Source organism: Streptomyces sp. NPDC107575 (genome assembly GCF_055657265.1).
In genome coordinates this window covers 1,191,662-1,218,638 of sequence record NZ_JBVKBG010000002.1, presented here as the reverse complement: position 1 = coordinate 1,218,638, position 26,977 = coordinate 1,191,662, and the positions used below count along the sequence as shown (strand labels likewise).

Sequence of the window (26,977 nt, the reverse complement as noted above, 5' to 3'; positions counted from 1 at the left end):
TTAAAGGCCTGTTGAAGTTTCTGACAGCTGTTTCGGGAGGGCCCGGCGGGACGCCGGCTGCCTAGGACGAAGGCCCAGCTCCGCGTCCGACTCGTCGGGGAACAGGGCCTTCGGTGGACACCCGGCAGCCATGGTCACGCCCGAGTGAGGATGACGTGCTGAAGCGACGTGCGGCACGGCCTTCGACGACTTCCAGTCCCTGGTCCATCTCCTGCTGCATGCCGCCCGCCTGGACATCGACGGCCTGGTGGTCCCGCCGTACGGCCTCGGCCGCAAGGACGACACCCTCCGCGTCCTCGACGTCTACGAACGCGACCTACCGCGTCTTCCTCACCGGCGGCGATCACGTCAGTCGTTGGCGCCTGGAGTACCCGAGCGACTTCGCCACCCCGGATGGACCGCTGTACACGCGTACTGACGCCTCACGTCGAACTCGCCCTCAACCAAGCCCAGCGCGAGACGTTCTCCGGGGGAGATGGAGACGGGTTCATCGACGGCCCGCCCCTGGAAGTCAAATGGCGCCTCGCCGTGCTGCGGGGCGACGAGGCGTCAGTACGCGGTCGCCGTGTCCTCCGCGAATCGGCGTGGCAGGTCGGACATCCCGGCGGCGGCACGACCGACGCCCGGGGGCGACCGGCTCGCCCTCCGACTCAACGTGCTCAGCATCACGGCCGCTTCCCTGCTTTCTCGTGCAACCCTCAACCGCCGTGGTGAGTCTTCTGTGTGCCGAACGGCGAGTCACGCCTGCAACAAATTGGGGCAAACGCCAACGGACCAACACCTCGTCGAAGCGGGATGTCCACCGGACGCCTCTGTCCCTTGCAGGAGCTCAACGCATGGCCGAGCACAAACGCCGCCTTACCACCCCGCCTCCGACGCACGTGCGCGTCGCCGCGGCGAGCGGCCTCAACGGCGACGGCCACCCGATGTTCGGGACGAACACCGTCAGCTGATCCGGAGTCATGAGTGGTTCAACCCGCCCACCTGGGCGACCACTCGCCGGTCGATCAGCACAGCAACAAACACCCTGACTCGTCATCGTCAACCACCCTGCGAAAGGCCCGCCCATGAAGCGCACGCTCACGTTGATCACCGCGCTGGCCGTCACCGCACTCGCGCCCACAACGGCGCACGCAGCGGTCAAGAAGGCCAAGGCTCCGCTCACTTGCGAGAACCGGACGTTCACCTCGAGACCGGGCCCGAGCTTCAGCGACCCCGAGGACCCCGACGCCCAGATGAACGTCATGGGCCCGATCATCGACTCGATCAACAGCGCCAGTTGCGGGCAGACCATACGCGTCGCCATGTACTCGATCGGCAACAGCCACCCGGGCCCGGAATTCGCCAACGCCCTCATAGCCGCGCACCAGCGCGGCGTCATCGTCAAGGCGCTGATGGACTCTCACAGCGACAACGCGACCTGGCAGTCGATGGTCAACGAGTTGGGCAACGACCCGCGCGCCTCCAGCTTCGCCGCACTGTGTCCGGGCGGCTGCCTGACCCACTATTCCGGCTCCGCCCTGCACGCGAAGTACTACATGCTCAGCGGCGGGAGCGACGCGAACAGGACCGTGACCGTCAGCAGCGCCAACCCCACCTCCGCCCAGGCCAGAACCGCGTGGAACAGCGCCGCCACCGTCAAGGGCAACGTCGACCTCTACAACTCCTACGTCCGCTACTTCACGGCCATGTCCAAGGGCGCGCTCAACGGCCCGGGCCCATTGATGCCCGACTACTACAACTCCACCAGCGGCACGGACGCCAGGACGACACTGTCCCCGCCCTCGTACCAGTGGCCCAAGGCGCGCTCCAAGAGCGACACCTGGGTCGACTTCCTGAACAACGTCAAGGCGCCGGCCACGATCAACATCGCCATGTTCCAGTGGACTTCTCACGGGAAGCCGGGCGACCGGAACTATCTGGAGCTGCCGAAGAAGCTGGTGAGCCTGGGGAAGTCCGGCGTGAAGATACGGATACTCTTCACCGCCGGTCAGGTTGACGGCAGCGTGGAGGACTACCTGAAGGACCGGACGAACATCGAGGTGCACGACACCTCCCGCGGCATCGACGCGAACGGCAACGCCCTGCACTACACGCACGACAAGTACATGATGGTCAGCGGCGGTTACGCGAGCTCGTCCAACGCCAGAGTCGTGTTCGTCGGCTCCTCGAACTGGACGAGCAACGGCGTCTGGCACAACGACGAGTCGGACCTGAAGCTGGTCGGCCAGTCCAGCTACGACATGTTCATCAACGACTGGCAGAACCAGTTCAACCGCTGCTGCGGGACCGTGGCACGGGAGTTGACCGCCGAGAAGCGCGCCGAGAACACGGCACCCGAGATCCCGATCGACCCGGAACAGGTCGAGGAGTAGGCGCCACAGCGGCCGCCCTCAGCGACCGTCCCCAGCGGGCCGCCGCACTCAGCCGCCGCCCGCCAGCACCCGGTCCGGCGTGATCGGCAGCTCGCGCTGCCGGACGCCGGTCGCGTGGTGCACGGCGTTGCCGATGGCCGCGGCCGTCCCGACGATGCCGATCTCGCCGATGCCCTTGCTGCCCATGGGGTTGAGGTGAGGGTCGTCCTCCTCGATCCAGTGCGCCTCGATCGCGGGCACGTCGGCGTGCGCGGGTACGTGGTAGGCGGCGAGGTCGCGTTCCACGAAGTCACCGAAGGCGGGGTCCAGCGTGCTGCCCTCGGTGAGGGCCATCCCCAGGCCCATCGTCATCCCGCCGATGAACTGGGAGCGTGCGGTACGGGAGTTGAGGATGCGGCCCGCCGCATAGACGCCGAGCAGGCGCCGCACACGGACCTCGCCGGTCACCGTGTCGACGCCGACCTCGGCGAAGTGTGCGCCGAAGGCGTGCCGCGCGTAGGCGCTGTCGGCGTCGGCCCGGCCCGCCGTGTCGGCCGTGGCATCGAGCCCTTCCGCAGGGAGCCGCTGTCCCTTGCGCTCGGCGAGGTCCGCCGCCAGTCGCGTACAGGCCTCGTGGACGGCCCAGCCCCAGGAGGCCGTGCCGGAGGAGCCGCCCGCGAGCGAGGCGGTGGGGAGGTCGCTGTTGCCGACTTCGGTACGCACGCGGTCCAACGGGACACCGAGTGCGTCGGCGGCGACCTGGGCCAGGACGGTACGCGCGCCGGTCCCGATGTCGGTGGCATTGACCCGGACGACGAAGCTGCCGTCCGCAGCGGCGTGGGCGCTCGCGCGCGACGGCGCCACGATCACGGGGTACGTCGCCGCGGCCACGCCGGAGCCGACCAGGACGGGTCCCTCGGCGCGCGAGCGGGCGCGCGGGTGGCGTGCGGACCAGTCGAAGCGGCGGGCGCCCTCGCGCAGGCATTCGGCGAGGTGGCGGCTGCTGAAGGGGCGGGAGCTGTCGGGTTCGTGCCGGGTGTCGTTGCGCAGCCGCAGTTCGACGGGGTCGAGGCCGAGGGTCTCCGCGAGTTCGTCCATCGCCGACTCCAGGGCGTACATGCCCGGCGCCTCCCCCGGTGCGCGCATCCAGGAGGGGCTGGGCACGTCGAGCGGGAGCACCCGGTGGGTGGTGCGGGCGTGCGGCGAGGGGTACATGACGCGGGTGGCGGCGGCCGCCGTCTCGACGAACTCCTTGATACGGGAGGTGTGCGAGGTCACCTCGTGAACCACGGAGGTGAGGGTGCCGTCGGCCTCCGCCGCGAGCCGCACCCTCTGCACGGTCGGCGAGCGGTGGCCGACGACGGCCGCCAACTCCCTCCGGTGCAGGACGAGTTTGACCGGCCGCCCGGTGACGCGGGAAGCCATGGCAGCGAGCACCACGTGCGGCCGTGGTGTGCCCTTGGCGCCGAAGCCGCCGCCGACGTGTTCGGAGACGACCGTCACCTGGTCCTTCGGCAGCTCGAACAGGCCGGCCAGGACGTCACGTACCGTGCTGGCGCCCTGGCTGGAGTCGTACACGGTGAGCCGACCGCCCTCCCAGTGGGCGGTCGCCGCGTGCGGTTCCATCGGGTGGTTGTGCAGCGGCGGCACCCGGTAGGTGACATCGACCCGGGCGTCCGCGCGGTCGTACGCGGCGTCGGCGTCGCCGCGTGTGTGCTCGCCGGAGGTGCCGTCGGTGTCCTCGGGTACGTAGGCGTCGGGGTGGCCGGCGGTCAGGGTGACGTCATGGGGTTCCTCGGCGTAGGTGACACGGACGGCGGCGGCTCCCTCGCGTGCCGTCTCCAGGCTGTCGGCGACGACGAGGGCGACGTACCAGCCGCGGTGCGGGACCCGGGCGTTCTGGAGCACGCCGAGCGTCGCGTCGTCCGGTTCGGCCAGGCGCGGCGCGTTGAGGTGGGTGAGGACGGTGACGACACCGGGCAGTGCCCGCGCCGCCGTGTCGTCGACGGCGGTGACCTCACCCCGCGCCACGCCGGCCGGCACCGGCCAGGCGTAGGCACAGCCCTCGGGGGTGTGTTCGGCCGCGTAACGGGCGGCCCCGGTCACCTTGGCCGGGCCTTCCCTGCGCGCGGCAGGCGACCCGAGGGCGCTGGTGGTGTCCGGCATGGTTCTTCTCCCTGGAGAGCGGGTGGGGTGAGGCGGTCTGCCGTGTCAGGAGACTCCGGGCGGCGTCAGGCGGCGCAGCATGTCGCAGGCCAGATTGCGGGCGAGGCGCACCTTGAACGCGTTGTCGCGCAGCGGTTCGGCGGCCTCGAGTTCCACGTCGACGGCCCTCTCGAACGCCTCCTCCCCCGCGACCTCGCCCGTCAGCACCTGCTCGGCGCGCAACGCCCGCCAGGGCCGGTGCGCCAGACCGCCGAACGCGATGCGGACCTCGCGCACCACGGCGTCCTCCACCCTCAGGGCGACAGCCACCGAGGCGAGCGCGAAGGCGTACGAGGCCCGGTCGCGCGCCTTGCGGTAGGCGGAGGGAAGCCCGGCGGCGGCGGCCGGGAGCAGCACGCCGGTGACGAGCTCCCCGGACGCGATCTCGGTGTCCAGGTCAGGACGGTCACCGGGCAGCCGGTGGAACTCGGCCGCGGGCACCGTGCGCCGACCTTCCGCGCCGTGCAGCTCCACCTGGGCCTCGAGTGCGGCGAGCGCGACCGCCATGTCCGAGGGGTGGGTGGCGATGCACTGCGGCGAGTGCCCCAGGACCGCGTGGTCGCGGTGAACGCCGTCGCGCGCCGCGCAGCCGGTGCCGGGCTCGCGTTTGTTGCAGGGTTTACCGAGGTCCTGGAAGTAGGGGCAGCGGGTGCGCTGCAACAGATTGCCGCCGGTCGTGGCCATGTTGCGCAGCTGCCCCGAGGCCCCCGCGAGCAGCGCCTGCGGCAGCACGGGATAGCGGGTACGCACCAAGGGGTGTGCGGCGAGGTCACTGTTGCGGACGGTCGCCCCGACGCGCACGGACCCATCCGCGAGCTCCTCGACCCCGTCCAACGGAAGCCCGCTCACATCGACCAGCGTTCCGGGCGTCTCCACGCCCAGCTTCATCAGGTCGACGAGGTTGGTGCCACCGCCCAGGTAGCGGGAGCCGGGGTGACTCGCGTGGGCCGCGGTCGCCTCGTCGACGCTACGGGCCCGTACATACTGAAACTCCTTCATCGGGTCACGTCCTCGACGGCCTCGACGATGTGCGGATAGGCCCCGCAGCGACACAGATTGCCACTGAGCCGCTCACGGATCTCGTCCCTGCTCAGCGCGACGGGCTCGCCCGGTTCCGCGCCCGGATCCGTCACGTACGAGGGGTGGCCCGCCTCGGCCTCGGCGATGGCACCGACGGCGGAGCAGAGCTGGCCGGGTGTGCAGTAGCCGCATTGGAAGGCGTCACGGGCGAGGAAGGCGCGCTGGAGGGGGTGCAGGTGGCCTTCACGGTCGCTGCCCAGGCCCTCGCTGTCGGGGCCATCCCGGCCGTCGTCGGCCCGCAGACCTTCGACCGTGGTGATGTCACACCCGTCCTGGGCCACGGCCAGCAGCAGGCAACTGTTGGCGCGACGCCCATCGACGAGCACGGTGCAGGCGCCGCACTGGCCGTGGTCACACCCCTTCTTCGCGCCGGTCAGATCCAACCGCTCGCGCAGGACGTCCAGCAGTGTGGCCCGATGGTCGACGGTGAGCTCGCAGCCCTTGCCGTTCACGGTCAGTGACACTGCCGAGTGGAAGGCACCGGTTGCCATGGGCGCTCTGCTCCCTGTCGTCCGACGTCCGAAGCGTGGTCCGGTCCACGACCCCGCGTATCCAGCCTGGGCCAGAACACACACTCCGGCATGTGGAGGACGGGCCGGGCGTGGGACCTCCGGTCCGTGGCACGTACTTGGCCCGGGCCCCTGGCTTCGTCTGTCAGACTGCTTGGGTGATCGTCAGACCCGCGCAGGAGTGTGACTTCCCGAGCTTCCTTGCCCTGGCTGCCCAGGTCGAGCACTGGTTCGGCCCGATGGTCGAGAAGCCTGGCTTCCATGGCGCCGTCAAAGATCAAATTCGCCGGTCGACGGCGCTCGTCGCCGTCTCTGCAGGACCAGACATCCTCGGCGGGTTGCTGTTCGACGCGAAGGCACCTGTCTTTCACGTCAATTGGTTGGTGGTTTCGGAAGAGGGACGTGGCAGCGGGGTCGGTCGCGCGCTGATGGACGAGGCGTCACGCAGGTTCGTGCAGGGGCCGGGCACCATCGAAGTGGTCACCTTCGGAGCCGACCATCCAGGCGCCGTTTCCAGCGGTGCTCGCGCCTTCTATGAGTCGCTGGGCTTCGTTCCCGCCGAGGCGGCGGGACCAGGGCCGGAAGGTGGGTCACGGCAGATCTATCGTCGGCTCGTCTCCTGAATGACGTGGCATTGGCATGGCCGCAATCTGCCCAGGCCGAGTCACGTAGTTCCCAGCCTGGGCCTCACCCCTGGACGCCATGTCGTGTGGACAGCTCTGCCGTCCCGCCGCACGTCAGCCGCCGTCATGGGGGGTGGATCCTATGGTCGCCAGGCTCTCGGGTGGCAGCCGTCGTGTGTGATCAATTCGCCGTGGCGGGCGAAGACTTGGTCCGGTCCGGTCTGCCATAGGTGACACGCCGCACGAGTATCTCGAAGGGGCCGCGCCGCCCCAGCCTCTGCATCCGGGAGGCGAGCAGCACGGTCGCGCACCAGGTGGCGGTAGCGAGCAGCGCTGTGATGGCGACGGTCAGGGTGCCGGAGAGGTCGAGGAGGAAGGGCGTGAACACCACGGCCCAGACCACCGATTGGGCGAGGTAGCAGGTCATCGAGCGCTGGCCGGTGGCGGCGACGGCGCTCACCACCCGCCCCCGCCGGGCGCCGATCCGCGCCGCGACCAGAGCCACCAGCGCCGCGTAACCGAACCCGCCGAGTACACCCGTTGCATCGTGCAGCGGGCCGATCCATTCCAGGGTGTGCGGGCCGGGGGTGGCGACGAAACCGGAGGCAGTCAGCGCGGCAGGCTGGGCACCGAGCGACGCTGTCCCGATTCCGGCAGCGGCAGTGATCCGCAGGAGCGTCCGGTACTGCTCGGGCCGCTCCAGGAGCCGGCGGCGTCCCGCCCACAGGCCGACCGCGAGCGGGCACAGGAACCCCATCGGCCCGAGGAGCGCCACGAAGGGGGCCACAGCGAGGCGGCTCGTGATCATCGTGCCTACGTCCGGGGGCAACATCGACACATGCGGCGGATCACTGCTCACGGCCGACGAACCGTCGTTCGGCAGCGCAAGGAGTACGAAGAACAGCACGGCGGTGAGCATCAGCCAGCGGTCCTTCCATCGCACCATCCATGCCGCCGCGAACAGCAGCACACCGTAAGCGGCCAGGATGTCGCCGACGTACAGCAGGAGCGCGTGCAGGGTACCGACGACCACGAGGGCCAGGCTGCGTCGCCACAGCAGGCGCCGGACGTCGCGTGGCCGCGGCCGAGATGCCACCTGCCGCCGCACGATGTGAGCCAGCCCGTAACCGAAGAGCAGGCCGAACATCGGGAACGCCCGGCCGTCCACGAACGTCGAGATCGTCCAGGCGGTCGTCGAGTCGAGTACGGATCCCCCTGCGGGAAGCCCCCGATGACCTTCGAACCCTGAAGAAAGTAATGGGAGTTGGCGAGGGCGATGAACAGCAGCATGCAGCCGCGCGCCAGGTCGGGCGCGAGGGCCCGACCTGCCAGGTCCGTCGGTCCGGAGCGGTCCGGCGGCGTGTCTGAAGCCATGTCCGTCGTCATGGCTTCAGACAACGGCATGCCCTGTCCACACCACGTCGGCCGAAGGTCGAGAGCGCACCGACTTTGGTCTACGAGTGCCCGGCGTCCCCGTCCAGCACGCCCGCGTCATGCATGAGCAGCGCAATCTGGACGCGGTTTCGAAGGCCCAGCCTGGTCAGGATCCGGCTCACGTGGGCCTTCACTGTCGCCGCACAGGTCCCGTACGGACAGCGGCCCGTTCTGCAGGAGTTCGAGGACGCGGATGCGGATGGGGTGCCCGAGCATGCAGAAGAACTCTGGGGCATCCGATTCTTCTATCTTCTTCCCCGCAGACTTCCAGTTGCTCCTCGGTGCGCCTGAGGTGGTGACAGGCCATGGCGAGGTTCGAGCGGGCCTCGTCGATGACTGGGTGCCCAGAGTGATCAGGATGTCCTCGACCTTTTCCTTGAGGCCGAGCGTCTCCATGGTGCGCGTCTTGGCGCGGATCACATCGGTGTTCCCGGCCGCGGCGACGTTCAGGTCGAGCCCCTTGCCGCCGCCCAGGGGACCGAGGGCCAAGCCGCCGGTGTAGTCGACGACGGCGGCTCCCAGCGCGCCCTCGATCTCGGTCAGTAGGGTCTTCAGTGACACTTCCACACTGGTCAGGGGTCCCCCTGGGGAGAGAGGTACGAGGCCTGGCTCCAGGTCTTCGTGGCGCCCGGACCTACCTCCCCACCCGTGTGAGCCCGGTGAGCGGAACCGCTGCTCCGAGGATTCGCTCGGCCGCACGGTGCCCCGAGCACAGCGCCCCATGGACGGTGGCCGGATCGTTCCCCCACGTTGCCTCGCCCGCGAAGTGGAGGACCCCGTCGACAGGGCCTGCCATCGCATCGTGGTCGTCGTGCGTGGAACCGACCGCGACGTAGGAGTACGAGCCGAGAGCCAGGGGGTCGCTGCCCCAGCGTGTGATCCAGTGCGCCACAGGGCCGGGGACCGAGCTCCCGTACATGTCCCGGAGGGAGCCGAGGACCGACGCGACCACTTCTTCGTCGGTCCTCCGCTCGATCTCCCGTCCCCAGGCTCCGCCGGCGAAGGTCAGCAGCATGGGCTTGCCGCTCACCATCGAGACGTCGTACCAGGAATGCCAGGGCACACCCGCACGGCCATGCTGGCGGATCGCGTAGATGTCGTCCTGCCAGAACCGGTCCGGGAACTGCAGGAAGACCTTGTTGAACACGCCCATGCCGAGTCGATCGATCGGGCCCGCGACGGCGTCGGGCAACGCGGGCCTGAATTCGATCGCCCCTGCCTTGAGCACACCCAACGGCACCGTGACGACCACCTGGGCAGCCTCGAAGGACTCGTCCGCGGTGTCGACCCGCGCCCCGGTGGCCGATCGAGTGATGGTGGTGACGGTCGTTCCCAGCCGTACGTCGAGGCCTTGCGCGAGAGCCCGGGGAAGTACGTCGTAGCCATCCGGGAAGACCACCTCGTCGCCCTCGATGGCGTCCTCGTCGAGGCCGTGCGCGGCGACCTGTTCGGCGTCCGCGCCGCACTGCTCCTCGGTGCGATGCCGGTAGAACGCGCGGACCCGTTCGGCGCGTTCGGGTTCCCAGCCGGTCGCGGCGAGGGCACGGTCGGCCGCCGTCGCATAGCTCTCGTCGTGACCGGACTTCTCGACGGCCGACCGCAAGGCGTCATCGGCCTGGTCGACGTCGCTGGTCCACTGATGGGTCGCGTTCCCGTCCAGCGGGCGCCGGAATTCGTCGTAGTCGGCGATCGGCCGCCCGCCCGCCTGGAAACTGCCCACGGTGAATTCGCGGGTCTCCATGCCGAGTTCGGCGACAAGTCCCGTGAGGGGGTTGCCGGTGAGGCCATGGATCCAGGAAGCGCCACGGTCCACGGAGAACCCTGCCGTACGGTCCGTCCACACCCGCCCGCCGACGCGGTCTCGTGCCTCGAGCACGACGACGCGTTGCCCTGCGGCGTGCAGCAGTCGCGCGGCGGTGATGCCGGCGACTCCCGCGCCGACGACGACAGTGTCCATGGGCGTTCTCACTTCTCCGGGTTCTGAGGACGGGGCTGCCTGCCGGGCGTCGGTGTGCGACGTCACGGGGTGTGTCCGAGCTGGGCGAGCGCGCGGTCGAGCATGTCGGCGAAGAAGTCGGCCGCCGCCTCGTCGATGCACAGCGGTGGCTTGATCTTCAGGATGTTGAGGTGGTCGCCGGTCGGCTGGACGATCACACCGAGGTCGAGCATGCGGTCGCAGAGCTCGGCGGTCTCCTCGGTCGCGGGCTCCAACGTGCCGCGATCCCGGACGAGTTCGAGCCCGAGATACAGGCCCGAGCCGTGTACGGCTCCGATGACGCGGTGGCGGTCGGCCAGCTCTTCCAGGCGCGCCTTGAGGTGGCCTCCGACGCGTACCGCATTGCCCTGGAGGTCCTCGTCGCGCAGGGTGTCGAGGACGGTGAGGCCGACGGCGCTCGAGACCGGGCTGCCGCCGGTGGAGGAGAAGAAGTAGCCCTGCTCCCGGTACCGTTCCGCGATCGCACTGGACGTGATGACGGCGCCGAGCGGGTAGCCGTTGCCCATGGCCTTGGCCACGCAGACGATGTCGGGGACCACCTGCTGCTGCTCGAATCCCCAGAACCAGTGGCCGAGACGGCCGTAGCCGACCTGCACCTCGTCGGCGACGGCCAGGCCACCGTGCCGGCGGACGGCCGCGTACACCTCGGCGAGGTACCCCTGCGGTAGTGCCACTCCCCCGGCGTTTCCGTAGAAGGTCTCGCTGATGAAGGCGCCCGCCGGTCGTCCGGATGCGGCGAGTTCGTCGATCGCGGCGACCGCCTCGGGGGCGTACCGGTGCGCGTTCGGGCCGCGGTGGACGCCGCGGTAGGAGTTGGGCGAGTCGACGGTGTGCACCCAACTGGGCCGGGTGGCCAGGGCGTTGGGGTTGTCCTGGAGGGAGGTGGAGATCGCGTCGGAGGCGTAGGTCCAGCCGTGGTACGCCTCGCGCAGGGCGACCGCGTCGGGCTGTCCGGACGCACCGAGGGCGAGCCGCATGCCCAGATCGACCGCTTCCGATCCGGAGTTGACCAGGAACACCGTGTCCAGCGGGACGGGCAACAGCGCGGCGAGCCGTTCGGTGAACTCCACCACCGAGGCGTAATGGAAACGCGAGTTGGTGTTGAGGCGGCGCAGCTGCCGGGTGACGGCCCGCTCGACGCGGGGGTGCGCGTGGCCGAGCGGCGTCACGTTGTTGACGATGTCGAGATAGGCACGGCCGTCCATGGACAGCAGGTGGTGGCGCCAACCGCGTTCCATGCGGGGCGGGTCGGCGTAGTAGTGCCCCTGCACCGGCGCGAACGCAGCGGCACGGCGGTCGAGCAGGTCCGCCTCTTCGACGCGACGTGCGGCGGGTATGCCGAGCAGCGGGGCGGGATCGGCCGTGAGCGCGAGCCACCCGGCCGCATACTCGGGCCTCACCAGCACAGGCACAGCAGCACAGTCGGGGTCGCGCACAGACACGTGCAGGGTGGTGCCGGACTGGAGGTGAACCAGCCCCTCGCCCGCCTCGACCACGGAGCCGGTGGTGACCAGCGGGAGAACCGTGTCGGGGAAGGTCAGTGTCAGCACCCGTGTGCCGTACGTGACCTCCACCCGGCCCGGCTCCACCGCGAGGATCGTCCCCTCGGCCGGGGCCTGCGCCCAGGCGGACCGGTCGAGCCACACATCGATGCCGGTGGACACCGTGGCGGCGGACTCGGCAGACAGCGGTGTCGCTCGGGTGAGACGGGCCTGCCCGTACGGGGTGACGACGGCGGCGGCGCCGTCCGCGAGCGCGGAGTTCGCCAGGCGGTCCTCGATTCCGTCCTCGAGCCAGGCGCCGCGGTCCATGGCGTCTGCGCTGGTGGACAGGTCCAGAACCGTGATGTCGTCGGCGGCCAGGCCGCGCAGCAGCGGGTGTGTCGGCGCGTCCGCCGACTCCACCGCCTCGGCCATGCCGACCGCGTTCTTGACCAGGTTCGTCATGACCGGCACCGACAGGCAGATGGCCTGCTCGAATATCCGCCACTCGCGTTCCAGGGCGGCCACCGCGTAGGCGTTGTCCTCGTCGACGGCTGCCTGCTGGCGGCCGCTGACGACCAGGACGGCAGCGCGCAGGACCACGAGCGGCCACAGCGACTCCAGCTCCTCGCGCGACAGCGGCCGGACGGCGTGGAAGGCACGTACCGCGGGCAGCACGTGATGCGGTTCGACACCGTCGTGGTGGAGCATGGAGGACAGGCACACGGCGAGCTCTCCGACGGCCCAACTCGTGGTCAGGTCACCGAAGTCGATGACTCCGTCGGGCACCTGCATGGACACCGACACACCGCTGTCGAGCGCACGGATCAGGTTGTCGTCCGTGATGTCGAGGTGCACGGCCTGCACCGGCAGGCTGTCGGTCCGCGCTTCGACCTGCCTCCAGGAATCGGCCGCCGCGGCGAGGACGGCCTCGCGCCGGTCCGGCTCACCGATGTGGCCTGCGAGTTCCGTCACGACACGGTGGGCGTGGCGCAGGTCCCACTGGAGCACCCGGTCGAGTCCCGGGTGCCGGAAGTCGCGCAGAGCGGCAGTGACTTTTGCGGCGACCGCGCCCATGGCCGCGACCGTACTCGGGGTCAGGTGCCGCGGCCCGGAGAGCGTGCCGCCCGGAAGGTGGCGCAGCAACCGGGCGATCGCCGGGCCGCTCCCGGTGTCCACCGTGCGGCGTCGAGGGGTGCCGTCGGGGTGCCGGAGGACGGTGGCGACCCGCAGTTCCGGGTGTGCCTCGGCGACGAGGTCGGCGGCGGTGTCCTGCGCCTCCAGCTCCGCCGGGCCGAAGGCCGGGTTGGCGATCTTCAGGATCGCGAGGACCGAATCGTCGTCGGCACGCAGCAGGAAGTTGGCGTCCTGCTGGCTGCCCAACGCCTGGGCACGGGTGGTGGAACCGTACAGCTGCGCGGCGATGTGGTCCGCCTGATCGGGCGTCACCTGCGGTGCGGGGAGCGCACCCTGGTCGAAGAAGTCGATGGTGCGGTGTTCGTCGTGCGGCATGCAGGGTTCCTCGGCTGGCTGGGGACGAAGCGTGGAGCGAGCAGACGGTGGGCGCACCCCGGTCGCACGGGTGGAGCTCAGAGAACTCACCTCGGTGACCGTTTCAAGCACAATGGCGGATCTTGACGCTCGAATCAACAGTTCCGACGAAGGAATCACGCGTGGATGGGACGCAACACGGCAAGGAGGACCCCGGCAGCGCGAAGCGGACCCGAGCGAGGCCCGAGCGGGAGCAGCACACGCCGGAGCCCCCGCGCCGGCACACGGCACGGGGGCTCCGACAGCTGCAGAACGGAACAGTCCCTAGTCGACTTCCCACATGAACCGGTGGGTGTGGATCGCGAAGTACGGGAAGCTCTCCACGGACGCGACACCCTCCACGCCGCGCACGACGTCATTGATGAAGTCCAGCAGGCCGCGCGGATCACCGCACACGACCTCCGCGAAGAGGTCATAGCGGCCGGAGGTCAGCACGGTGTAGACGACCTCGTCGTGCCGGGAGAGCTCATCGGCGACCGCCCGCGAGTCGCCCCCGATGCGCAGACCCAGCAGTGCCATCGTCTGCTGGCCCATCGTCATCGGGTCGGTCACGCCGACGACCTGGACGGCCTTGGCGTCGATCAGCCGCTGCAGGCGGATCCGCGCGGCGGACGGCGACAGTCCCACCTTCGGCCCCAGGTCGGCGTACGGGATACGCCCGTCGACCTGCAGTTCACGCAGGATGGCCCGGTCGATGTCATCCACGAAGCGCCTCACTCCCCTGCATGAACGGCACGCCATGCACTCGGTTCAGGCACCATGCCGGATCACGGCACTCGAATCAAATGCCTCCACGACAGAACCGAGCGTCGGCCGCCCCTGAAAAGCCCTGACGCACAACGCTCATTCCGTCAGTGACCGCCAACGGTCACGACTGACGCCGGCCTCCGTGCGGGCCCGCCTCACCCCGACATCGGCGCCGGAACCCCGGCCCGCTCCTCGGAGTCCGCCGCGGGCCGGGTCTCCTTGGCCAGCAGGACCGTGCCCGCCGTGAGGCCGCTCATCAGGGCGATGAAGACGACGACGCCGGTCACGCTGTGGTCGAACCAGAGCAGCAGCCCCGTGGCCAGCATCGGAGCGAGCCCGCCGGTCAGGACGGTGCCGATGTTGTTGGCGACGCCGACCGCGCTGAACCGGACCTTCGTGTCGAAGAGTTCGGCGAAGAAGGCGGGCTGCGAGCCGAGGATCGCCGACTGGCCGATGCCGAGCGTGACGAGCAGCGCGACCCAGATGAGCGCGGTGCTGCCGCCCTCGACGATCCAGAAGAACGGCCATGCCGCGAGCAGCAGCACCAGCGCCCCGCCGACCGACACGGCCCGCCGCCCGATGCGGTCGGAGAGCGCGCCGAACGCGGGCACCGTCACCAGTTTCACCGCTGCGGCGATCGAGATCCCGCTGAGCAGCGCGGCGGTCGACAGGCCCCGGTCCTCGGCGTACGCGACGGAGAAGGTGCCGAAGATGTAGTAGCCGGCGTTCTCGGCGGCTCCCGCGCCGATGACGATCATCATCTCCTTGGGGTAGCGCCGCCAGGCCTCCACGAACCGGGTGCGGGCGAGGCGTTGGCGCCAGGTGCCGGTCCGCTCGCGGGGAGCGGGGGCGCCGCTCTCCTTGAACTCGGCGGTCTCGTCGAGGGACCTGCGCACCCACAGGCCGAACAGGGTGAGTACCGCGCTGAGCAGGAACGGGATGCGCCAGCCCCAGGCCAGGAATGCCTCGTCGCTGAGCAGCCCGGTGCACAGCGCGAAGACGCCGGTGGACAGCAGGGTGCCGGTGCCCGTGCCGATGGCGGGCAGCGAGGTGAGCAGCCCGCGCCATTTCGGCGGGGCGTTCTCGAAGAGGATGATGAGCGCACCGGTCTTCTCGCCGCCCGCGGCGAACCCCTGCACGAAGCGCAGCAGCGTCAGGAGCACCGGGGCAGCCACGCCGATCTGTCCGTACGTCGGCAGCAGCCCGATGGCGGTGGTGGCCACGCCCATCAGGAGCAGGGTGGCCACGAGGACCTTCTTGCGGCCCTGGGTGTCTCCCTTCTCCCCGAAGTAGGCGCCGCCCAGCGGGCGTGCGAGGAAGCCGATGGCGAAGGTGCCGTAGGCGAGGATCGTGCCGACGAGCGGGTCGCTGTCGGGGAAGTACACCTTGTTGAAGACCAGGGACGCGGCAGTGCCGTAGAGCGCGAAGTCGTACCACTCGACGGTCGTCCCGAAGACGGCCGCGACCGCCACCCTTGGCTGCACCAGCCGCCTTCTGCTTGCCACTTGACTCATGGGACTCCCTCGTCGCCGAACGCCTGACACGGGCAAGAAACACCGGCGTACCACCTGGTGGTCCTCTTGTGCCGCTGAATGGTTCGGTGATGTTATGGAGGGGCCCACCCCGTGACAAGGGGTCGGCGCCGACATGTTCTGTTTCCGGGAGGAGACCCATGCCCGAGTCCGAAGCGGGGGGCGTGCGCAGCGTGCAGCGCGCGGTCGACCTGCTCGCCCTGTACGACGCCGAACATCCGGCCCGCACCGTCCGCGAGCTGGTCGTCGAGACGGGGCTCGCCAAGTCCACCGTCGTCCGCCTCGTGCACACCCTGGAGCAGTGCGGACTGCTGTGGAGCCGTGGCGACGGTCGCACGGTGCCCGGCCCCGGACTGCTGCGCTGGGCCGAACTGGCCACCTCCACCTGGCAGTTGCCCGAGGAGGCGCTCGCGCTGATGAAGCGGCTGAGCGACGCCAGCAGCGGAGAGGCCGTACACCTGTACGTACGGCAGCAGGGCGCCCGCGTGTGCATCGCCCGGCAGGAGGGCACCCGCACCCTTCGCCACGTGGTCCGCGTCGGGGAGGAGATGCCCCTGTGGTCCGGCGCGGCCAGTCATGTCCTGCTCTCCCGCGCCGACCGTGCCGATGTCGAGGCCGTCGCGGCCGGGGCGCCGCACGAGGACTGGCCCGCGTTGCTGTGGGAGAGGTCGCAGCGGGCCGCGGTGACAGGCTGGTCGGCCAGTCACGGGGAGCGCGAGGCGGGGGTGTCCGGTGTGGCCGCGCCGGTCTTCGACCCGTCCGGGCGCGTGGTCGCCGCGCTGGCCCTGGGCGGGCCCACCACCCGTTTCACCGAGGAGACCGTGGCCGACTTCGGGAAACTCCTGGTCGAGTCCGCCACCGCACTCACCGCCCTCGACTGCATCGGAGGCACCACCCGATGAGTACGCCACTGCTCGAGGGCATACGCGTCCTCGACCTCACCAACGTCCTCGCGGGCCCCTTCGCGGGCTACCAGCTCGCCCTCCAGGGCGCCGATGTCGTCAAGGTCGAGATGCCCGAATCCGGCGATCTGGCACGACAGTTGGGTGCCGATCGCGAGCTCAGCGAGGACCTGCTCGGCGCCTCGTTCCTCGCACAGAACGCCGGCAAACGCTCGCTGACCCTCAACCTCAAGGACCCGGCCGGCAAGGAGGCCCTGCTCCGGGCCGTGCGCGACGCCGATGTCCTGGTGGAGAACTTCCGGCCCGGTGTGATGGACCGCCTCGGTGTCGGCTGGGACGTGCTCAAGACCGAGAACCCGGGCCTCGTCTACTGCGCCATCTCCGGCTTCGGGCAGACAGGGCCGATGCGCCACCGTCCCGCTTACGACCAGATCGTGCAGGGTCTCAGCGGCATGATGAGTGTCACCGGTACCCCCGATGTCACCCCGCTGCGGGCCGGGTTCCCTGTCGCGGACACGCTGGGCGGCATGGCGGCGGCGTACGCGATCGCGGCCGCGCTCGTGCGCCGGGCGCGCACGGGTGAGGGCGCCCTCCTCGACGTGTCCATGCTGGAGTCCGCGCTCACCGCGATGGGCTGGGTCACGTCCAACTACCTGATCACCGGCCGCAGTCCGCAGCCCATGGGCAACGAGAACTTCACCGCGGCCCCCTCCGGCACCTTCGCGACCGCCGACGGACACCTCAACATCGCCGCCAACCGTCAGCAGCAGTTCGCGACGCTGTGCCGCCTCATCGACCGCGAGGATCTGCTGTCGGACCCGCGCTTCGCACACCCCGCCGACCGCAAGACACACCGCGAGGCACTGCGCTCCGAGGTCGAGGCCGGGCTCGCGCTGCGGACCGCCAAGGAGTGGGAGGAGATCCTCTCCGACGCGGGGGTTCCCGCGGCCCGCGTGCTGTCCGTCCCGGACGCCCTCGGCCTGGAGCAACTGGCGGCCCGCGGCTTCGTCCACGACCTGCCCTTCCCCGACGGCCGCGACCGTTCCCTCCAGGTACTGGGCAGCGCGATCCGGGTGGACGGCGAACCGGCCGGCCCGGGCGGCCCGCCCCCACGACTCGGCGAGCACACGGACGCGGTGCTGGCCGAACTCGGCTACGGCGAGCGGGAGATCGAAGAACTGCGCACACAGGGAGCGGTGTAAATGAGCGGGTCCCCCACACCTGAAGGCCTGATCGAGCAGGACCGGGTCACCGACTGGTGGTCCACCGCAGTGAGCCGCATCCGCCCCGGTGAGATCCTGCTCCGCGGCTACCCGGTGCAACAGCTCATCGGCCGCATCACCTTCGCCGAGCAGATCTGGCTGATGTTGCGCGGCGAACTCCCCACCCCCGCCCAGGGAAAGCTCCTGGAGGCCGCCCTCGTGGCCGCCGTCGACCACGGCCCGCAGGCTCCCTCCATCGCCGCCGCACGGATGGCGGCCACCTGCGGGGTCGGCCTCAACAGCGCGGTGGCCACGGGCGCGGGGCTGCTGGGCGACGTCCACGGCGGGGCGGGCCAGCAGTGCATGGAGGTGCTGGAGCGGATCGTCGCGGGAGCCCAACCCGCTGACCTGGTCGCCGAGTTCAGGTCACGCAAGGCGTACGTGCCCGGATTCGGGCACCGCTTCCACCCGCACGACCCGCGCCGCGATCCCCTGCTGGCGCTGGTACGAGAAGCGGTCGCCGCGGGGGAAGTACCGGGCCGCGCGCTGGCCGCCGGTCTGGCACTGGAGGAGGCACTGGCCAAGGGGCGCGCCCGCCCGGTCCCGATGAACATCGACGGGGCGACGGCCATCATCTACGCCGAACTGGGCTTCCCCGCGGAACTGGGCCGCGGCCTGTTCGTCCTCTCGCGCAGCGTCGGCATCCTCGCGCATGCCTGGGAGGAACACGAGACCGGCGCCCGGATCAAGGGGCCCCTGCCCAGGCCGCTGTTGGCCGGGTACCACGGGGTGACGACGCGTGACGTGAATCCCACGTAGCAGCGCTGGACCAGCCGCCTGAAAGCTCCAGCCACATGAACTGGTAGCCAAGTCATGGGCGTTCTGCCACGACGTCAGCAAGACCTCGCGCCCATCCCCGAAACGCGTGGATCTCCAACATCTACGTACGCGGCGGTGCCTGGCTGGAAGGCGTCCCCGAATGCGGCGCGGGGAACCCGCCACCGGTGTGACGGTGGCTTGAACCTGCGCCGTGCTGCGGCGGCCGTTCGCCCTCACCGCCGCCGCAGGTGTCGGCCTCATCGCCAATACGTCGGGCCAGGTCGGACTGGCGGTCATCACATATCCCGCGGCGCCGAGGACCGCTGGCGTCGGCTGGACGTCGGCACTCGGGCGGCGGGTCGGTAAGGATCCGGCTGACACGCGGGACTGCTGAATTGGCGGCTCCTGAGCAGCGTGCTCACCCACCTGCCGTGCCCGATCGGTGCACACGTGGTGCGGCACCGTCAGGAACGAACGGTTGCTGCGAATCCGCGAATCCGCGAATCCGGAAGACGAAACCCGAGTGACGACGCTCGCTAAGCGCCCTCCGCGTGCCGCAGGACCCGTGCCGCATGTTCCGCGGCCGGGACGCTCAGGAGTGCGTGGAGGCGATCGAACATCTTGCCTGCGGCGACGCCGTTCCAGTTGGCTGGGAGCAGGTCGAGCGGCAGCCCGGGATCGAGGTACGGCATTCGGCGCCACTGCGTCAGCATCGGCACGTAGGCGCGAAAGGCCTCGATCGGCTCGGGCTCTCGTCCGGCGAGGGCATTCAAGGTGGTGGCGGAGTGCTGAAGGAACTCCTCGTACAGTGCGGCGAGTTCGCCGAGGTTCCACCAGGTTGCGACCTTGTCCTTCAGGTCGCCGAAAGCGAAGTGGTCTCCGGTGAAGAGTTCGACGTAGTCGGCAAGTTGACGACGTTCCAGGGTGCGGCGGGTCTCGGCGGCCAACGTGCCCGGAGCTACCCAGATTCCGGCCGCGACGGACCCGAAACCCAGCTGGGTCAGGACGGTGCGCAGGGCATGTCGCTTTTCACGCTCGGCCTCGGGCACCGAGTACGTGACCAGGACCCAGCCGTCTTCGAGGTGAGCCCTGCTCCGGTGGAAGATGCGGACATCCCCCTCGGCGAGAGCGTCGAGTGTCGCCGCCCCGAGCGTGTAGCCGGCCGCGCTGCCCCGGCGTTCGCCGCACAGGACCTCGCGGCGTTTCATGCGGGAGATCGAGGAACGGACAGCTTTGCTGTCCACGCCCAGGTCCCCCATGAGGTCGATCAGGGAGGCGACGGACAGCCAGGTTCGCTCGCCTCTGGCGTACAGGGCGAAGACGGTGAGGATGAGCGGTGCGTGCCGGGACTCGCGCTCGGTGCGCGCGCCCTTTGCCGAGGAGTTGTCGGCTGTGGTCGTTTCCGACCCCTGCGTCGACCGCGCGGTCATGCCGTCACCGCCGTCGTGCGCTGCGGGGACACCATGGGTCCCCGTCGTCTCGCTGACCTGCGGGCGCGGTCCACTGCTGTCTCCATCCGTGGTCAGGGAGGCCTGTCACATGGGCCTGATTCTGGGCCAGGGAGGATTTTAGGTGAGTTCGAACCGCTCGAAGGTTCAGGCGGGCGGTGTGCGACGGAGGACGCCCCCGTGGGGCATCGTCAACTCGAACCGGCTGCCTTCCCTCTCCGCGCGTACCACTGAGGGGTCCGTGACGGCGAGGACGTCGCCCGGGCGCAGGGGGGCCGACGCCGACGCTTCCACGAGGAGTGTGTCCAGGTGACGGGCGAACGCGGCCACCGGTCGGCTCAGTACGAGTTGCCCGTCGACGTGGGCCGTCAGGTCGCCGCGCACGGTTTGTCGAAAGTCGTCGGGAGTGACGAGGTAGGGGCCGAAGGAGGGGCGGTCCGCGTCGAGGTAGCACGCGTAGCCGACGATCATCTCTGCGGCGCGGTCCGGTGGGACGTGTGCGCAGGGGTAGCCGACGACCGCGGCCAGCCCTGGGCGTAGTTGGGGCGAGGCCGGGGCCGCATCGCTTGGCGGCGCCGGCTCTCCGAGGCTCCCGCGTTCCTGTTTGGCACTGCCCGTCCGGACCACCATGCGCGACGGTTGCGGAATGGGGGCCAGAACGTCCACGTCCTCGAGTTGGTGGTCCGGTGGCAGTCCGACAGCGTTCATGGCGATGCCCATGAGGTCGTCGTCCCGCAGGGCGATGGCGAGGGTGGGGGCTTCGAATTCCGGGCGGACGCCGAGGTCGACGACCTCGGCGCCTTCCAGGAGCCCCCAGGATTCCCGGCCGGCGTGCCGGAAGGAGAGCAGTTGCACGGGGGTCGCCTACTCCAGGTTGGTTCCGGCTGCGGGGCCTTCGAGGAAGCGGTTGGGCTTGAGGAAGAAGCAGAGCACCAGCGCGCCGTTCGGGGCCGAGGCGCGGTGCTGGTTGCCCTTGGGCCGCCAGGAGAAGTTGCCGGTGGTGGTCTCGCCCTCGGCGTCGACGATGCTGCCCTCGAGCACCCAGGTCTGTTCGATCTCGACGTGCTCGTGCAGGGGCAGGACGGCGCCCGGCTCCCAGCGGAACAGGGCGGTGAGCAGCCCGGTCTCCTCCTCGCGGAGCAGGACCTTCATGTCGATGCCGGGGAAACCGGTGGGCTTCCAGGGCAGCTTGTCGACGTCGACGTAACGAGAGGCCAGCGGCGGCAGGGCGTTGAGGTCGTCTGCCATGGGCGTGATGGCGGGCATGGGGTCTGGTTCTCCTTGTCGTTGGGGGGTGGGACGTCAGCCGAGCGCGGTGCGGGTGACCTTGTTGCGCAGCTCACCGAGTCCGCTGACACGGGTGACGACGACGTCGCCGTCGGACAGGAAGATCTGCGGGTCGCGTGCGCTGCCGATGCCGCTGGGGGTGCCGGTGAGGACGACGTCGCCCGCGCGCAGCGTCATGCCGTGGCTGAGTTCGGCGATGATGCGGGCGAAGGAGAAGGCCATCTGGCCGCTCGAAGCGTTCTGCAGCAGGCGGCCGTTGACCTCGCACTGCACCTGGAGGCCGGTGAGGTCGTCGAGTTCGTCGGCGGTGGTGAGCCAGGGGCCGAGCGGCATCGTGGCGTCGAGGCTCTTGCCCTTGAGCCACTGACCGCCGTGGGCCCGCTGGAGGTCGCGCTGGGAGATGTCGTTGGCGACGAGGTAGCCGAAGACGTGGTCCAGTGCCTTCTCCTCGGGGATCGAACGGCCGTCGCGGCCGATGACCAGCGCGATTTCGGCCTCGTAGTCCCACTTGGCGGAGAGCGTGGCGTCGTGGGCGATGTCGTCGGTCGGGCCGATGACCGTGTCGGGGCCCTTGGTGAAGAACGTGGGGTGGAGCGGGAGCTCGTCGGGGCCCTGCCCTTCGCGCTTCCCCCTGGACTCCTCGAAGTGGTCCAGGTAGTTCCAACCGGTGCACAGGATGTCGCGGTTGAAGCGCCGCAGCGGCGACTGCAGGTGGACCGCTGCCAGAGGGCGGATGTCGGTGGACGTGGCGGCCGCCGTGCGCGCGGCCTCGAGGGAGGGCGCGCCCCCGCGGATGATGTCGTCCGCAGTGCCGAGGGAGGGCGGCAGGACGGCGACTGTTTCTCCGTCGCGGTCCACGGCTCCGATCAGGCGCTCGGAGCCCGTGGTGAAGGAAGCGAGTCTCATCTCAGGCCACGCATGCCTGCGGGGTGACGATCCGCTCGTCGGGGATGACGGCCACTCCGAGGATCTCGATCAGGGCGTCGGGCTGCCAGAGGGCGGTGCAGCCGATGCCGGCCATCGCCGGGTAGACCGGGCCGGCGAGCTCGCGCCAGGCCCTGCCGATCTCCCTGCCGTGCTTTTGGTAGTCCGGGATGTCGGTGAGGTACAGGGTGACGCTGACCAGGTCCTCGGGCTTGCCGCCGGCCTCGCCCAGCGTGGTCAGCATGTTGCCGAAGGCCTGCCGGAACTGTTCGACGATGCCGCCGGGGACGATCTGCATGTTGGCGTCGAGCGCGGTCTGTCCGCCCAGGTGGAGCGTATTGCCCGTGAGGGTCCCGTGCGAGTAGCCGCTGGGCGCGGGGAGGGCGGACGGGTTGATGGCGAGGGGCATGGGGCCTCCAAGGGTTGAGGGGCAGGCGGGACCGACTCCGGGCCTGCGATCCCGCCGACGTGTTGACTTTAAATGACGACCGTGAAAAATACGAGACATGATTTTCGGGGCCCGGATCCCGGGCGGCCCCACAGCGGATCGCAGCCCCGACCACCACCGGAGTCCGGCCGCACCCTCCCGCGCATCCCACGAATCGGAGATGTCCCGTGTCCTCTGACCTCAGCCCGCACCGCCCTGCCCGTGACGCATCGCCCGCGCCCACGTCGGCCACCGTCACCGACGCCATCACCCTCAAGCCCGCGCGGCCCGAACTCTTCGACCTGGCCTTCACCGCCACCACGCAGCCCTGCCCCTGGCCCAAGTCGTACGGCGGTGATCTCGTGGCCCAGGCCGCGGCGGCCGCGATGCGCTCGGTGACCGACGGCAAGTCACTGCACTCGATGCACAGCTACTTCCTGCGTCCGGCCGAGATCGGCACAGAGGTGCGTTACGAAGTCGAGGTGCTGCGTGACGGACGCGGCTACAGCACCCGTCAGGTCCGGGGCCTGCAGGGCGGCAAGACGCTCTACGTGTGTCTGGCCAACTTCGCCGCGGGCGACGCCGAAGCCGCCTCGTTCCACAGCGTCCCCGAGGAGGTCCCCGGCCCCGAAACCCTGCCGACCAGCGCCGCCTACCTCGCGTCGCGCACCGGTGGCACGATGACCGAGACGTCGAAGGCGTACTGGTCCAGCGGCCGCAGCTTCGACATGCGCCACGTTCCCGGCCCCGTGTATCTGACCGTCGACGGCACCCGGCAGCCTCATCAGGCCGTGTGGCTCAAGCCCTTTGATCCGCTGCGTCCTGTCGAGGGGCTCACCGACGGCCAGCGCGACCAGGCCGCTCTCGCCTATGTCTGCGACTACACGATCCTTGAGCCCGTGCTGCGCGTCCTCGGCCTGCCCTGGGCCACCCCGGGCCTGGTGACCGCCAGCCTCGACCATGCCATGTGGTTCCACCGGCCGGGGCCGGTGGACGGCTGGCTGCTCTACGCACAGGATGCCGTCGCAGCGGAGTCGGGCCGCGGCCTGGGCCACGGCCGCTTCTTCACTCGCGACGGGCGACACCTCGCCACTGTCGCCCAGGAAGGCATGATCCGTCCCAGCTGAACCGCCGCACCTGCCGGACCGCACCCTGGACGTACGTTCAGACGAGGGTGGCGAGATCGATCGTCATCAAGTCGCGGGAGACCACCACCGGCCGGTTGAAGTGCTGCTCGGCCGCGCGCTTGAAGTCGCGGTCCGGGACGCTTCCGTCTCCGGGATAGATGTGGTTGAGGACCAGCGCCTTCGCGCCGCACTCGTGCGCGACACGGCCGACGCCCGGTTTGCGCCTGCCGCCGCCGGACGGCTTCCAGTCGCGTGCGGGGGTGTGCGCGGTGCTGAACTGATGGGCCATCGTTTCGTACAGCGACGAGCCCTTGAAGTGGGCGGTCGCCGCCTCGATGTCCATGACCTCATTGACGAGCACATCGGCGCCGTGGGCGAGTTGGGCCAGGTTGGTGTTGGGGGTCGTATCCCCGCTGAACACCACCGAGGTGTGTTCGGTGTCGAACCGGAAGGCGTAGGCCGGGAAGACGGGCGGGTGGTCGACCAGGGTCGCCGTCACCCGGACACGGTCGTCCTCGTACACGGCGAGGGGCTTCATGTCCGGTGTGTGGCTGTCGACGTTCGCCCCCTTGGGGACGCCGATGGAGCGCACCTTCATCAGGGCGTCCCCGGCGGTGCCGGTGAGGTCCATCGGCTTGCCGTTGGAGCGGCGGGTGCTGCGCAGCCGCTCGTTGATGTCGTAGGCGTTGGCGCGGATCGAGAGGTCGAAGAACTCCTCGATGCCGGGCGTCGGGGCGTCGGGGACCACCAGGGGCGCGTAGGGCTTGTCCGGCAGGCCGGGGGCGGAGGCGTGCTCGGGCCCCGAGCGGTCGGCGCGGCCGGGCCCGAACACCCGGACCTGTTGGGCGGGGAACTTCCAGTTCGTCCAGTTGAGAGAGAAGAAGTTGAACGCGTCGATGTAGTGGTCGGAATGCATGTGCGTGATGAACATGGCTCGCACGCGCGAGAAGTCGAGCCCCGACTCCGAGAACCTGATCGGCAACCCGCTGCCGGCATCCACGACATAGACGGCTCCGTCGACCACCAGGGCGGTCGACGCGGCGGCGCGCGCCCCGGGGATGGGGCCGCCCTGCGTGCCCAGCATCACCAGGTGCGTCCCTCGCGACGGGGGCGGGCCGCTGGAGTGGGCCGCCGCCGGAACCGTGGCCGGGCGGTTCTCGCGCGGCGCGGCGGTGCAGCAGGTGAGCCCTGCCGTCGCGGATGCCGCGAGGGACATGCCCAACAGCGTTCGTCGCGTTGTGTGTGACTTCTCGCTCACGCCTGATCCTCCACTGGTCGGCCGCCCGGAACCGGGCGCGCTTATGTCGCTTCCGTTACGGCGACCAGAAATACGCAATACCCGCCAGGCGCGCAAGGGCCCCGCCGGCGGGATCGGCGGCCGGCAGCAGTCAGGGGCGACCAACCGCAACGTATTGACAACACGTGACGGTCGTGAAAAAAACGAGATACCGATGGAGGGGGCGGCCACGGCACCGCCCGGCGCCGCACGCCCCGCCCCGTCGCTTCGACCGGCCCGGAAGGCCCCGCCATGGCGAGCTTCTCCACTCACCCCCACGGCCGCCTCCACCTCCACCTGACCACCGCCGTCCAGGAAGGCCCGGCTCTCCCCTCCGATCCACGCCTTCGACGCCCGGTGCCCCTCCGAAAGGACCTGTGTTGTCTCTTTCGCCCTCAGCCCACGTGGACACCTTCGCCCGCGACCACCTGCCGCCACCCGACCAGTGGCCCACCCTGGAATTCACCACGCCCGACCTGGCCCACCCCGCACGACTCAACGCCGCCACCGAACTCATCGACCGCGGCACCACTCGCTACGGCGCCGACCGGCCCGCCCTGCGCACTCCCGACGGAGACACCTGGACCTACGGGGAACTGCTGACCCGGTCGAACCAGGTCGCCCAGGTCCTGACCGAGGACCTCGCCCTCGTGCCCGGCCAGCGTGTACTGCTGCGCTCCCCCAACACCCCCTGGACCGTGGCCTGCTGGCTCGGCGTCCTCAAAGCCGGCGGCATCGTGGTCACCACCATGGCCGCGCTACGCGCCGGTGAGGTCTCCGCCCTGGTGGAACGGACGCTCCCGCACGTGGCCCTCGTCGACCACCGTTTCGTGCAGGAGGCGCTCACCGCCCGGGACACCGCCCATCCCGCGATGACCGTCGTCGCTTACGGCGGCGCCGGCCACGACGACCTCGTCACGCGCGCGTCGGCCAAGTCCGGTGTGTTCGCCGACGTCCTCACGGCGGCGGACGACGTGGCGCTGCTGGCACCCACCTCCGGCAGCACCGGCACGCCGAAAATCACGATGCACTTCCACCGCGACCTGCTGTCCATCGACCACACCTTTGGACGCCACGTCCTGAAGCTGGCCGCGGACGATCTCGTCGCCTGCACCGCCCCCTTCGCCTTCACCTTCGGCCTGGGCATGCTCGTCGTCTTCCCGCTGCGGGCAGGGGCCTGCGCCCTGCTCACCGAGTCCGCCACCCCTGTCCGGCTCGCGGATCTCGTCGAGCAGCACGACGTCACGGTCCTGGCCACCGCGCCCACCGCCTACAAGGCCATCCTGCGTGACGGCAAGGACGAGCAGCTGCGCGGACTGCGGGTCGCGGTCTCGGCCGGTGAGCATCTGCCCCCGGAGACCTGGGAGCAATTGCACGACCGTCTGGGGCTCGATGTCATCGACGGCATCGGCGGCACCGAACTGCTGCACATCTTCATTTCCGCCGCAGGGGACGACATCCGTCCCGGCTCCACCGGGCGGGCCGTGCCCGGTTACCGTGCCACGGTCCTCGGCGCCGACGACCAGGAGGTCGGCCCCGGCGAGCAGGGCCGGCTGGCCGTCATCGGCCCCGTCGGCTGCCGTTACCTCGACGACGAGCGCCAGGAGGCCTACGTCGTGAACGGCTGGAACGTCACCGGCGACATCTTCTCCCGGGACGAGGACGGCTACTTCTACTACCGGGCGCGTACCGACGGCGTCATCGTGTCCTCCGGCTACAACATCGGCGGCCCCGAGGTGGAGGCCGCCATCGACTCCCACCCCGACGTCGTGGAGTCCGGAGTGGTGGGACGCCCCGACAGCGAACGCGGCGCCGTCGTCTGCGCGTTCGTCGTCCTCCGGGACGGTGTCACGGGTGACGCCGCCAAGGCCAAGGAGATCCAGAACCACGTCAAGCAGACACTGGCTCCCTACAAGTACCCCCGCGACGTGCGCTTTTGCGAGTCCCTCCCGCGCAACATCAGCGGCAAGCTGCAGCACTTCGCACTCCGCAAGATCATCGAAGACGAGCAGGCAGCGGTCACCCCTGCCGCCGGTCAGTGAAAGGAACCACG

General features: G+C 70.0%; 21 protein-coding genes and 3 pseudogenes. 8 read left to right on the top strand and 16 right to left on the bottom strand.

Features of this window, described 5'->3' with window-relative positions:
• Positions 1-190: 190 nt before the first annotated feature.
• Both ACZ7L4_RS12115 and ACZ7L4_RS12110 read left to right on the top strand, forming a co-directional pair.
• Positions 191-418 (top strand): annotated as a pseudogene (locus ACZ7L4_RS12115) (hypothetical protein); the annotation flags it as partial.
• A gap of 649 nt (positions 419-1,067) precedes the next feature.
• Positions 1,068-2,375 carry a phospholipase D-like domain-containing protein gene (locus ACZ7L4_RS12110; protein WP_472101609.1) on the top strand — a complete coding sequence of 436 codons (1,308 nt, stop codon included), beginning with the start codon at positions 1,068-1,070 and terminating at the stop codon, positions 2,373-2,375.
• A gap of 48 nt (positions 2,376-2,423) precedes the next feature.
• On the opposite strand, the gene ACZ7L4_RS12105 is transcribed toward ACZ7L4_RS12110, so the two are convergent.
• The 3 genes from ACZ7L4_RS12105 to ACZ7L4_RS12095 are packed head-to-tail and all read right to left on the bottom strand — an operon-like array spanning position 2,424 to position 6,130.
• Entirely contained in the window at positions 2,424-4,520 is a 2,097-nt protein-coding gene (locus ACZ7L4_RS12105) for a xanthine dehydrogenase family protein molybdopterin-binding subunit (protein WP_472101608.1), read from the bottom strand.
• A gap of 45 nt (positions 4,521-4,565) precedes the next feature.
• On the bottom strand, positions 4,566-5,558 hold the full coding sequence (locus ACZ7L4_RS12100; RefSeq protein WP_472101607.1) for an FAD binding domain-containing protein: 993 nt from the start codon (positions 5,556-5,558) through the stop codon (positions 4,566-4,568).
• Complete coding sequence (locus ACZ7L4_RS12095; RefSeq protein WP_472101606.1) at positions 5,555-6,130, bottom strand: 2Fe-2S iron-sulfur cluster-binding protein; 576 nt, start codon at positions 6,128-6,130, stop codon at positions 5,555-5,557. The genes ACZ7L4_RS12100 and ACZ7L4_RS12095 overlap by 4 nt, the downstream gene beginning before the upstream one ends.
• Before the next feature lie 176 nt (positions 6,131-6,306).
• Between ACZ7L4_RS12095 and ACZ7L4_RS12090 the strand changes: the two genes are divergently transcribed.
• Positions 6,307-6,771: a GNAT family N-acetyltransferase gene (locus ACZ7L4_RS12090; protein WP_472101605.1), complete on the top strand. Its 465-nt coding sequence runs from the start codon at positions 6,307-6,309 to the stop codon at positions 6,769-6,771.
• Positions 6,772-6,952: 181 nt separating this feature from the next.
• On the opposite strand, the gene ACZ7L4_RS12085 is transcribed toward ACZ7L4_RS12090, so the two are convergent.
• From ACZ7L4_RS12085 to ACZ7L4_RS12055, 7 genes and pseudogenes are all read right to left on the bottom strand, one after another.
• On the bottom strand, positions 6,953-7,804 hold the full coding sequence (locus tag ACZ7L4_RS12085; RefSeq protein WP_472101604.1) for a DUF418 domain-containing protein: 852 nt from the start codon (positions 7,802-7,804) through the stop codon (positions 6,953-6,955).
• A 421-nt stretch (positions 7,805-8,225) separates the two neighbouring features.
• Positions 8,226-8,345, bottom strand: a pseudogene (locus ACZ7L4_RS12080) (LuxR C-terminal-related transcriptional regulator); the annotation flags it as partial.
• A gap of 122 nt (positions 8,346-8,467) precedes the next feature.
• Positions 8,468-8,781: pseudogene (locus ACZ7L4_RS12075) on the bottom strand (hypothetical protein); the annotation flags it as partial.
• Positions 8,782-8,839: 58 nt separating this feature from the next.
• Positions 8,840-10,162: a flavin monoamine oxidase family protein gene (locus ACZ7L4_RS12070; protein ID WP_472101603.1), complete on the bottom strand. Its 1,323-nt coding sequence runs from the start codon at positions 10,160-10,162 to the stop codon at positions 8,840-8,842.
• 62 nt (positions 10,163-10,224) lie between these two features.
• A complete protein-coding gene (locus ACZ7L4_RS12065; RefSeq protein ID WP_472101602.1) occupies positions 10,225-13,194 on the bottom strand; it encodes an aminotransferase in 2,970 nt (989 codons plus the stop codon).
• A 303-nt stretch (positions 13,195-13,497) separates the two neighbouring features.
• Positions 13,498-13,938 carry an Lrp/AsnC family transcriptional regulator gene (locus tag ACZ7L4_RS12060; protein WP_472101601.1) on the bottom strand — a complete coding sequence of 147 codons (441 nt, stop codon included), beginning with the start codon at positions 13,936-13,938 and terminating at the stop codon, positions 13,498-13,500.
• A gap of 197 nt (positions 13,939-14,135) precedes the next feature.
• Positions 14,136-15,494, bottom strand: a complete 1,359-nt coding sequence (locus ACZ7L4_RS12055) for an MFS transporter (protein WP_472101600.1) — start codon at positions 15,492-15,494, stop codon at positions 14,136-14,138.
• A 158-nt stretch (positions 15,495-15,652) separates the two neighbouring features.
• On the opposite strand from ACZ7L4_RS12055, the gene ACZ7L4_RS12050 reads away from it, so the two are divergent.
• The 3 genes from ACZ7L4_RS12050 to ACZ7L4_RS12040 are packed head-to-tail and all read left to right on the top strand — an operon-like array spanning position 15,653 to position 18,435.
• Positions 15,653-16,414: an IclR family transcriptional regulator gene (locus tag ACZ7L4_RS12050; RefSeq protein ID WP_472101599.1), complete on the top strand. Its 762-nt coding sequence runs from the start codon at positions 15,653-15,655 to the stop codon at positions 16,412-16,414.
• On the top strand, positions 16,411-17,616 hold the full coding sequence (locus ACZ7L4_RS12045; protein WP_472101598.1) for a CaiB/BaiF CoA transferase family protein: 1,206 nt from the start codon (positions 16,411-16,413) through the stop codon (positions 17,614-17,616). The genes ACZ7L4_RS12050 and ACZ7L4_RS12045 overlap by 4 nt, the downstream gene beginning before the upstream one ends.
• Positions 17,617-18,435, top strand: coding sequence for a citryl-CoA lyase (locus ACZ7L4_RS12040; protein ID WP_472101597.1), 819 nt, complete (start codon positions 17,617-17,619; stop codon positions 18,433-18,435).
• Between the two features lie 536 nt (positions 18,436-18,971).
• On the opposite strand, the gene ACZ7L4_RS12035 is transcribed toward ACZ7L4_RS12040, so the two are convergent.
• The 5 genes from ACZ7L4_RS12035 to ACZ7L4_RS12015 all read right to left on the bottom strand — a co-directional run bounded on the left by ACZ7L4_RS12035 (position 18,972) and on the right by ACZ7L4_RS12015 (position 22,503).
• A complete protein-coding gene (locus ACZ7L4_RS12035) occupies positions 18,972-19,865 on the bottom strand; it encodes a PaaX family transcriptional regulator (RefSeq protein WP_472101596.1) in 894 nt (297 codons plus the stop codon).
• Between the two features lie 165 nt (positions 19,866-20,030).
• On the bottom strand, positions 20,031-20,738 hold the full coding sequence (locus ACZ7L4_RS12030; protein ID WP_472101595.1) for a fumarylacetoacetate hydrolase family protein: 708 nt from the start codon (positions 20,736-20,738) through the stop codon (positions 20,031-20,033).
• 9 nt (positions 20,739-20,747) lie between these two features.
• On the bottom strand, positions 20,748-21,149 hold the full coding sequence (locus tag ACZ7L4_RS12025) for a cupin domain-containing protein (RefSeq protein ID WP_472101594.1): 402 nt from the start codon (positions 21,147-21,149) through the stop codon (positions 20,748-20,750).
• A gap of 36 nt (positions 21,150-21,185) precedes the next feature.
• Positions 21,186-22,076 carry a fumarylacetoacetate hydrolase family protein gene (locus ACZ7L4_RS12020; protein WP_472101593.1) on the bottom strand — a complete coding sequence of 297 codons (891 nt, stop codon included), beginning with the start codon at positions 22,074-22,076 and terminating at the stop codon, positions 21,186-21,188.
• A 1-nt stretch (position 22,077) separates the two neighbouring features.
• Positions 22,078-22,503: a RidA family protein gene (locus ACZ7L4_RS12015; protein WP_472101592.1), complete on the bottom strand. Its 426-nt coding sequence runs from the start codon at positions 22,501-22,503 to the stop codon at positions 22,078-22,080.
• A 206-nt stretch (positions 22,504-22,709) separates the two neighbouring features.
• Here ACZ7L4_RS12015 and ACZ7L4_RS12010 point away from each other — a divergent pair, with 206 nt between their 5' ends.
• Complete coding sequence (locus tag ACZ7L4_RS12010; protein ID WP_472101591.1) at positions 22,710-23,648, top strand: acyl-CoA thioesterase; 939 nt, start codon at positions 22,710-22,712, stop codon at positions 23,646-23,648.
• Positions 23,649-23,685: 37 nt separating this feature from the next.
• Here the strand turns inward: ACZ7L4_RS12010 and ACZ7L4_RS12005 are convergent, their stop codons facing one another.
• The gene (locus ACZ7L4_RS12005) at positions 23,686-24,864 is read right to left on the bottom strand and encodes an MBL fold metallo-hydrolase (RefSeq protein ID WP_472101590.1); all 1,179 of its coding nucleotides are present in this window, start codon (positions 24,862-24,864) and stop codon (positions 23,686-23,688) included.
• A 440-nt stretch (positions 24,865-25,304) separates the two neighbouring features.
• Here ACZ7L4_RS12005 and ACZ7L4_RS12000 point away from each other — a divergent pair, with 440 nt between their 5' ends.
• Positions 25,305-26,966, top strand: a complete 1,662-nt coding sequence (locus ACZ7L4_RS12000) for an AMP-binding protein (protein WP_472101589.1) — start codon at positions 25,305-25,307, stop codon at positions 26,964-26,966.
• The last annotated feature ends 11 nt before the right edge of the window (positions 26,967-26,977 follow it).

What these genes read in the sequence shown, in the direction of transcription:
- ACZ7L4_RS12110 (WP_472101609.1), top strand. Translation starts at nt 1,068, where the DNA reads ATGAAGCGCACGCTCACGTTGATCACCGCGCTGGCCGTCACCGCACTC.
- ACZ7L4_RS12105 (WP_472101608.1), bottom strand. Translation starts at nt 4,520, where the DNA reads ATGCCGGACACCACCAGCGCCCTCGGGTCGCCTGCCGCGCGCAGGGAA.
- ACZ7L4_RS12100 (WP_472101607.1), bottom strand. Translation starts at nt 5,558, where the DNA reads ATGAAGGAGTTTCAGTATGTACGGGCCCGTAGCGTCGACGAGGCGACC.
- ACZ7L4_RS12095 (WP_472101606.1), bottom strand. Translation starts at nt 6,130, where the DNA reads ATGGCAACCGGTGCCTTCCACTCGGCAGTGTCACTGACCGTGAACGGC.
- ACZ7L4_RS12070 (WP_472101603.1), bottom strand. Translation starts at nt 10,162, where the DNA reads ATGGACACTGTCGTCGTCGGCGCGGGAGTCGCCGGCATCACCGCCGCG.
- ACZ7L4_RS12065 (WP_472101602.1), bottom strand. Translation starts at nt 13,194, where the DNA reads ATGCCGCACGACGAACACCGCACCATCGACTTCTTCGACCAGGGTGCG.
- ACZ7L4_RS12055 (WP_472101600.1), bottom strand. Translation starts at nt 15,494, where the DNA reads ATGAGTCAAGTGGCAAGCAGAAGGCGGCTGGTGCAGCCAAGGGTGGCG.
- ACZ7L4_RS12050 (WP_472101599.1), top strand. Translation starts at nt 15,653, where the DNA reads ATGCCCGAGTCCGAAGCGGGGGGCGTGCGCAGCGTGCAGCGCGCGGTC.
- ACZ7L4_RS12045 (WP_472101598.1), top strand. Translation starts at nt 16,411, where the DNA reads ATGAGTACGCCACTGCTCGAGGGCATACGCGTCCTCGACCTCACCAAC.
- ACZ7L4_RS12040 (WP_472101597.1), top strand. Translation starts at nt 17,617, where the DNA reads ATGAGCGGGTCCCCCACACCTGAAGGCCTGATCGAGCAGGACCGGGTC.
- ACZ7L4_RS12035 (WP_472101596.1), bottom strand. Translation starts at nt 19,865, where the DNA reads ATGACCGCGCGGTCGACGCAGGGGTCGGAAACGACCACAGCCGACAAC.
- ACZ7L4_RS12025 (WP_472101594.1), bottom strand. Translation starts at nt 21,149, where the DNA reads ATGCCCGCCATCACGCCCATGGCAGACGACCTCAACGCCCTGCCGCCG.
- ACZ7L4_RS12020 (WP_472101593.1), bottom strand. Translation starts at nt 22,076, where the DNA reads ATGAGACTCGCTTCCTTCACCACGGGCTCCGAGCGCCTGATCGGAGCC.
- ACZ7L4_RS12015 (WP_472101592.1), bottom strand. Translation starts at nt 22,503, where the DNA reads ATGCCCCTCGCCATCAACCCGTCCGCCCTCCCCGCGCCCAGCGGCTAC.
- ACZ7L4_RS12005 (WP_472101590.1), bottom strand. Translation starts at nt 24,864, where the DNA reads ATGTCCCTCGCGGCATCCGCGACGGCAGGGCTCACCTGCTGCACCGCC.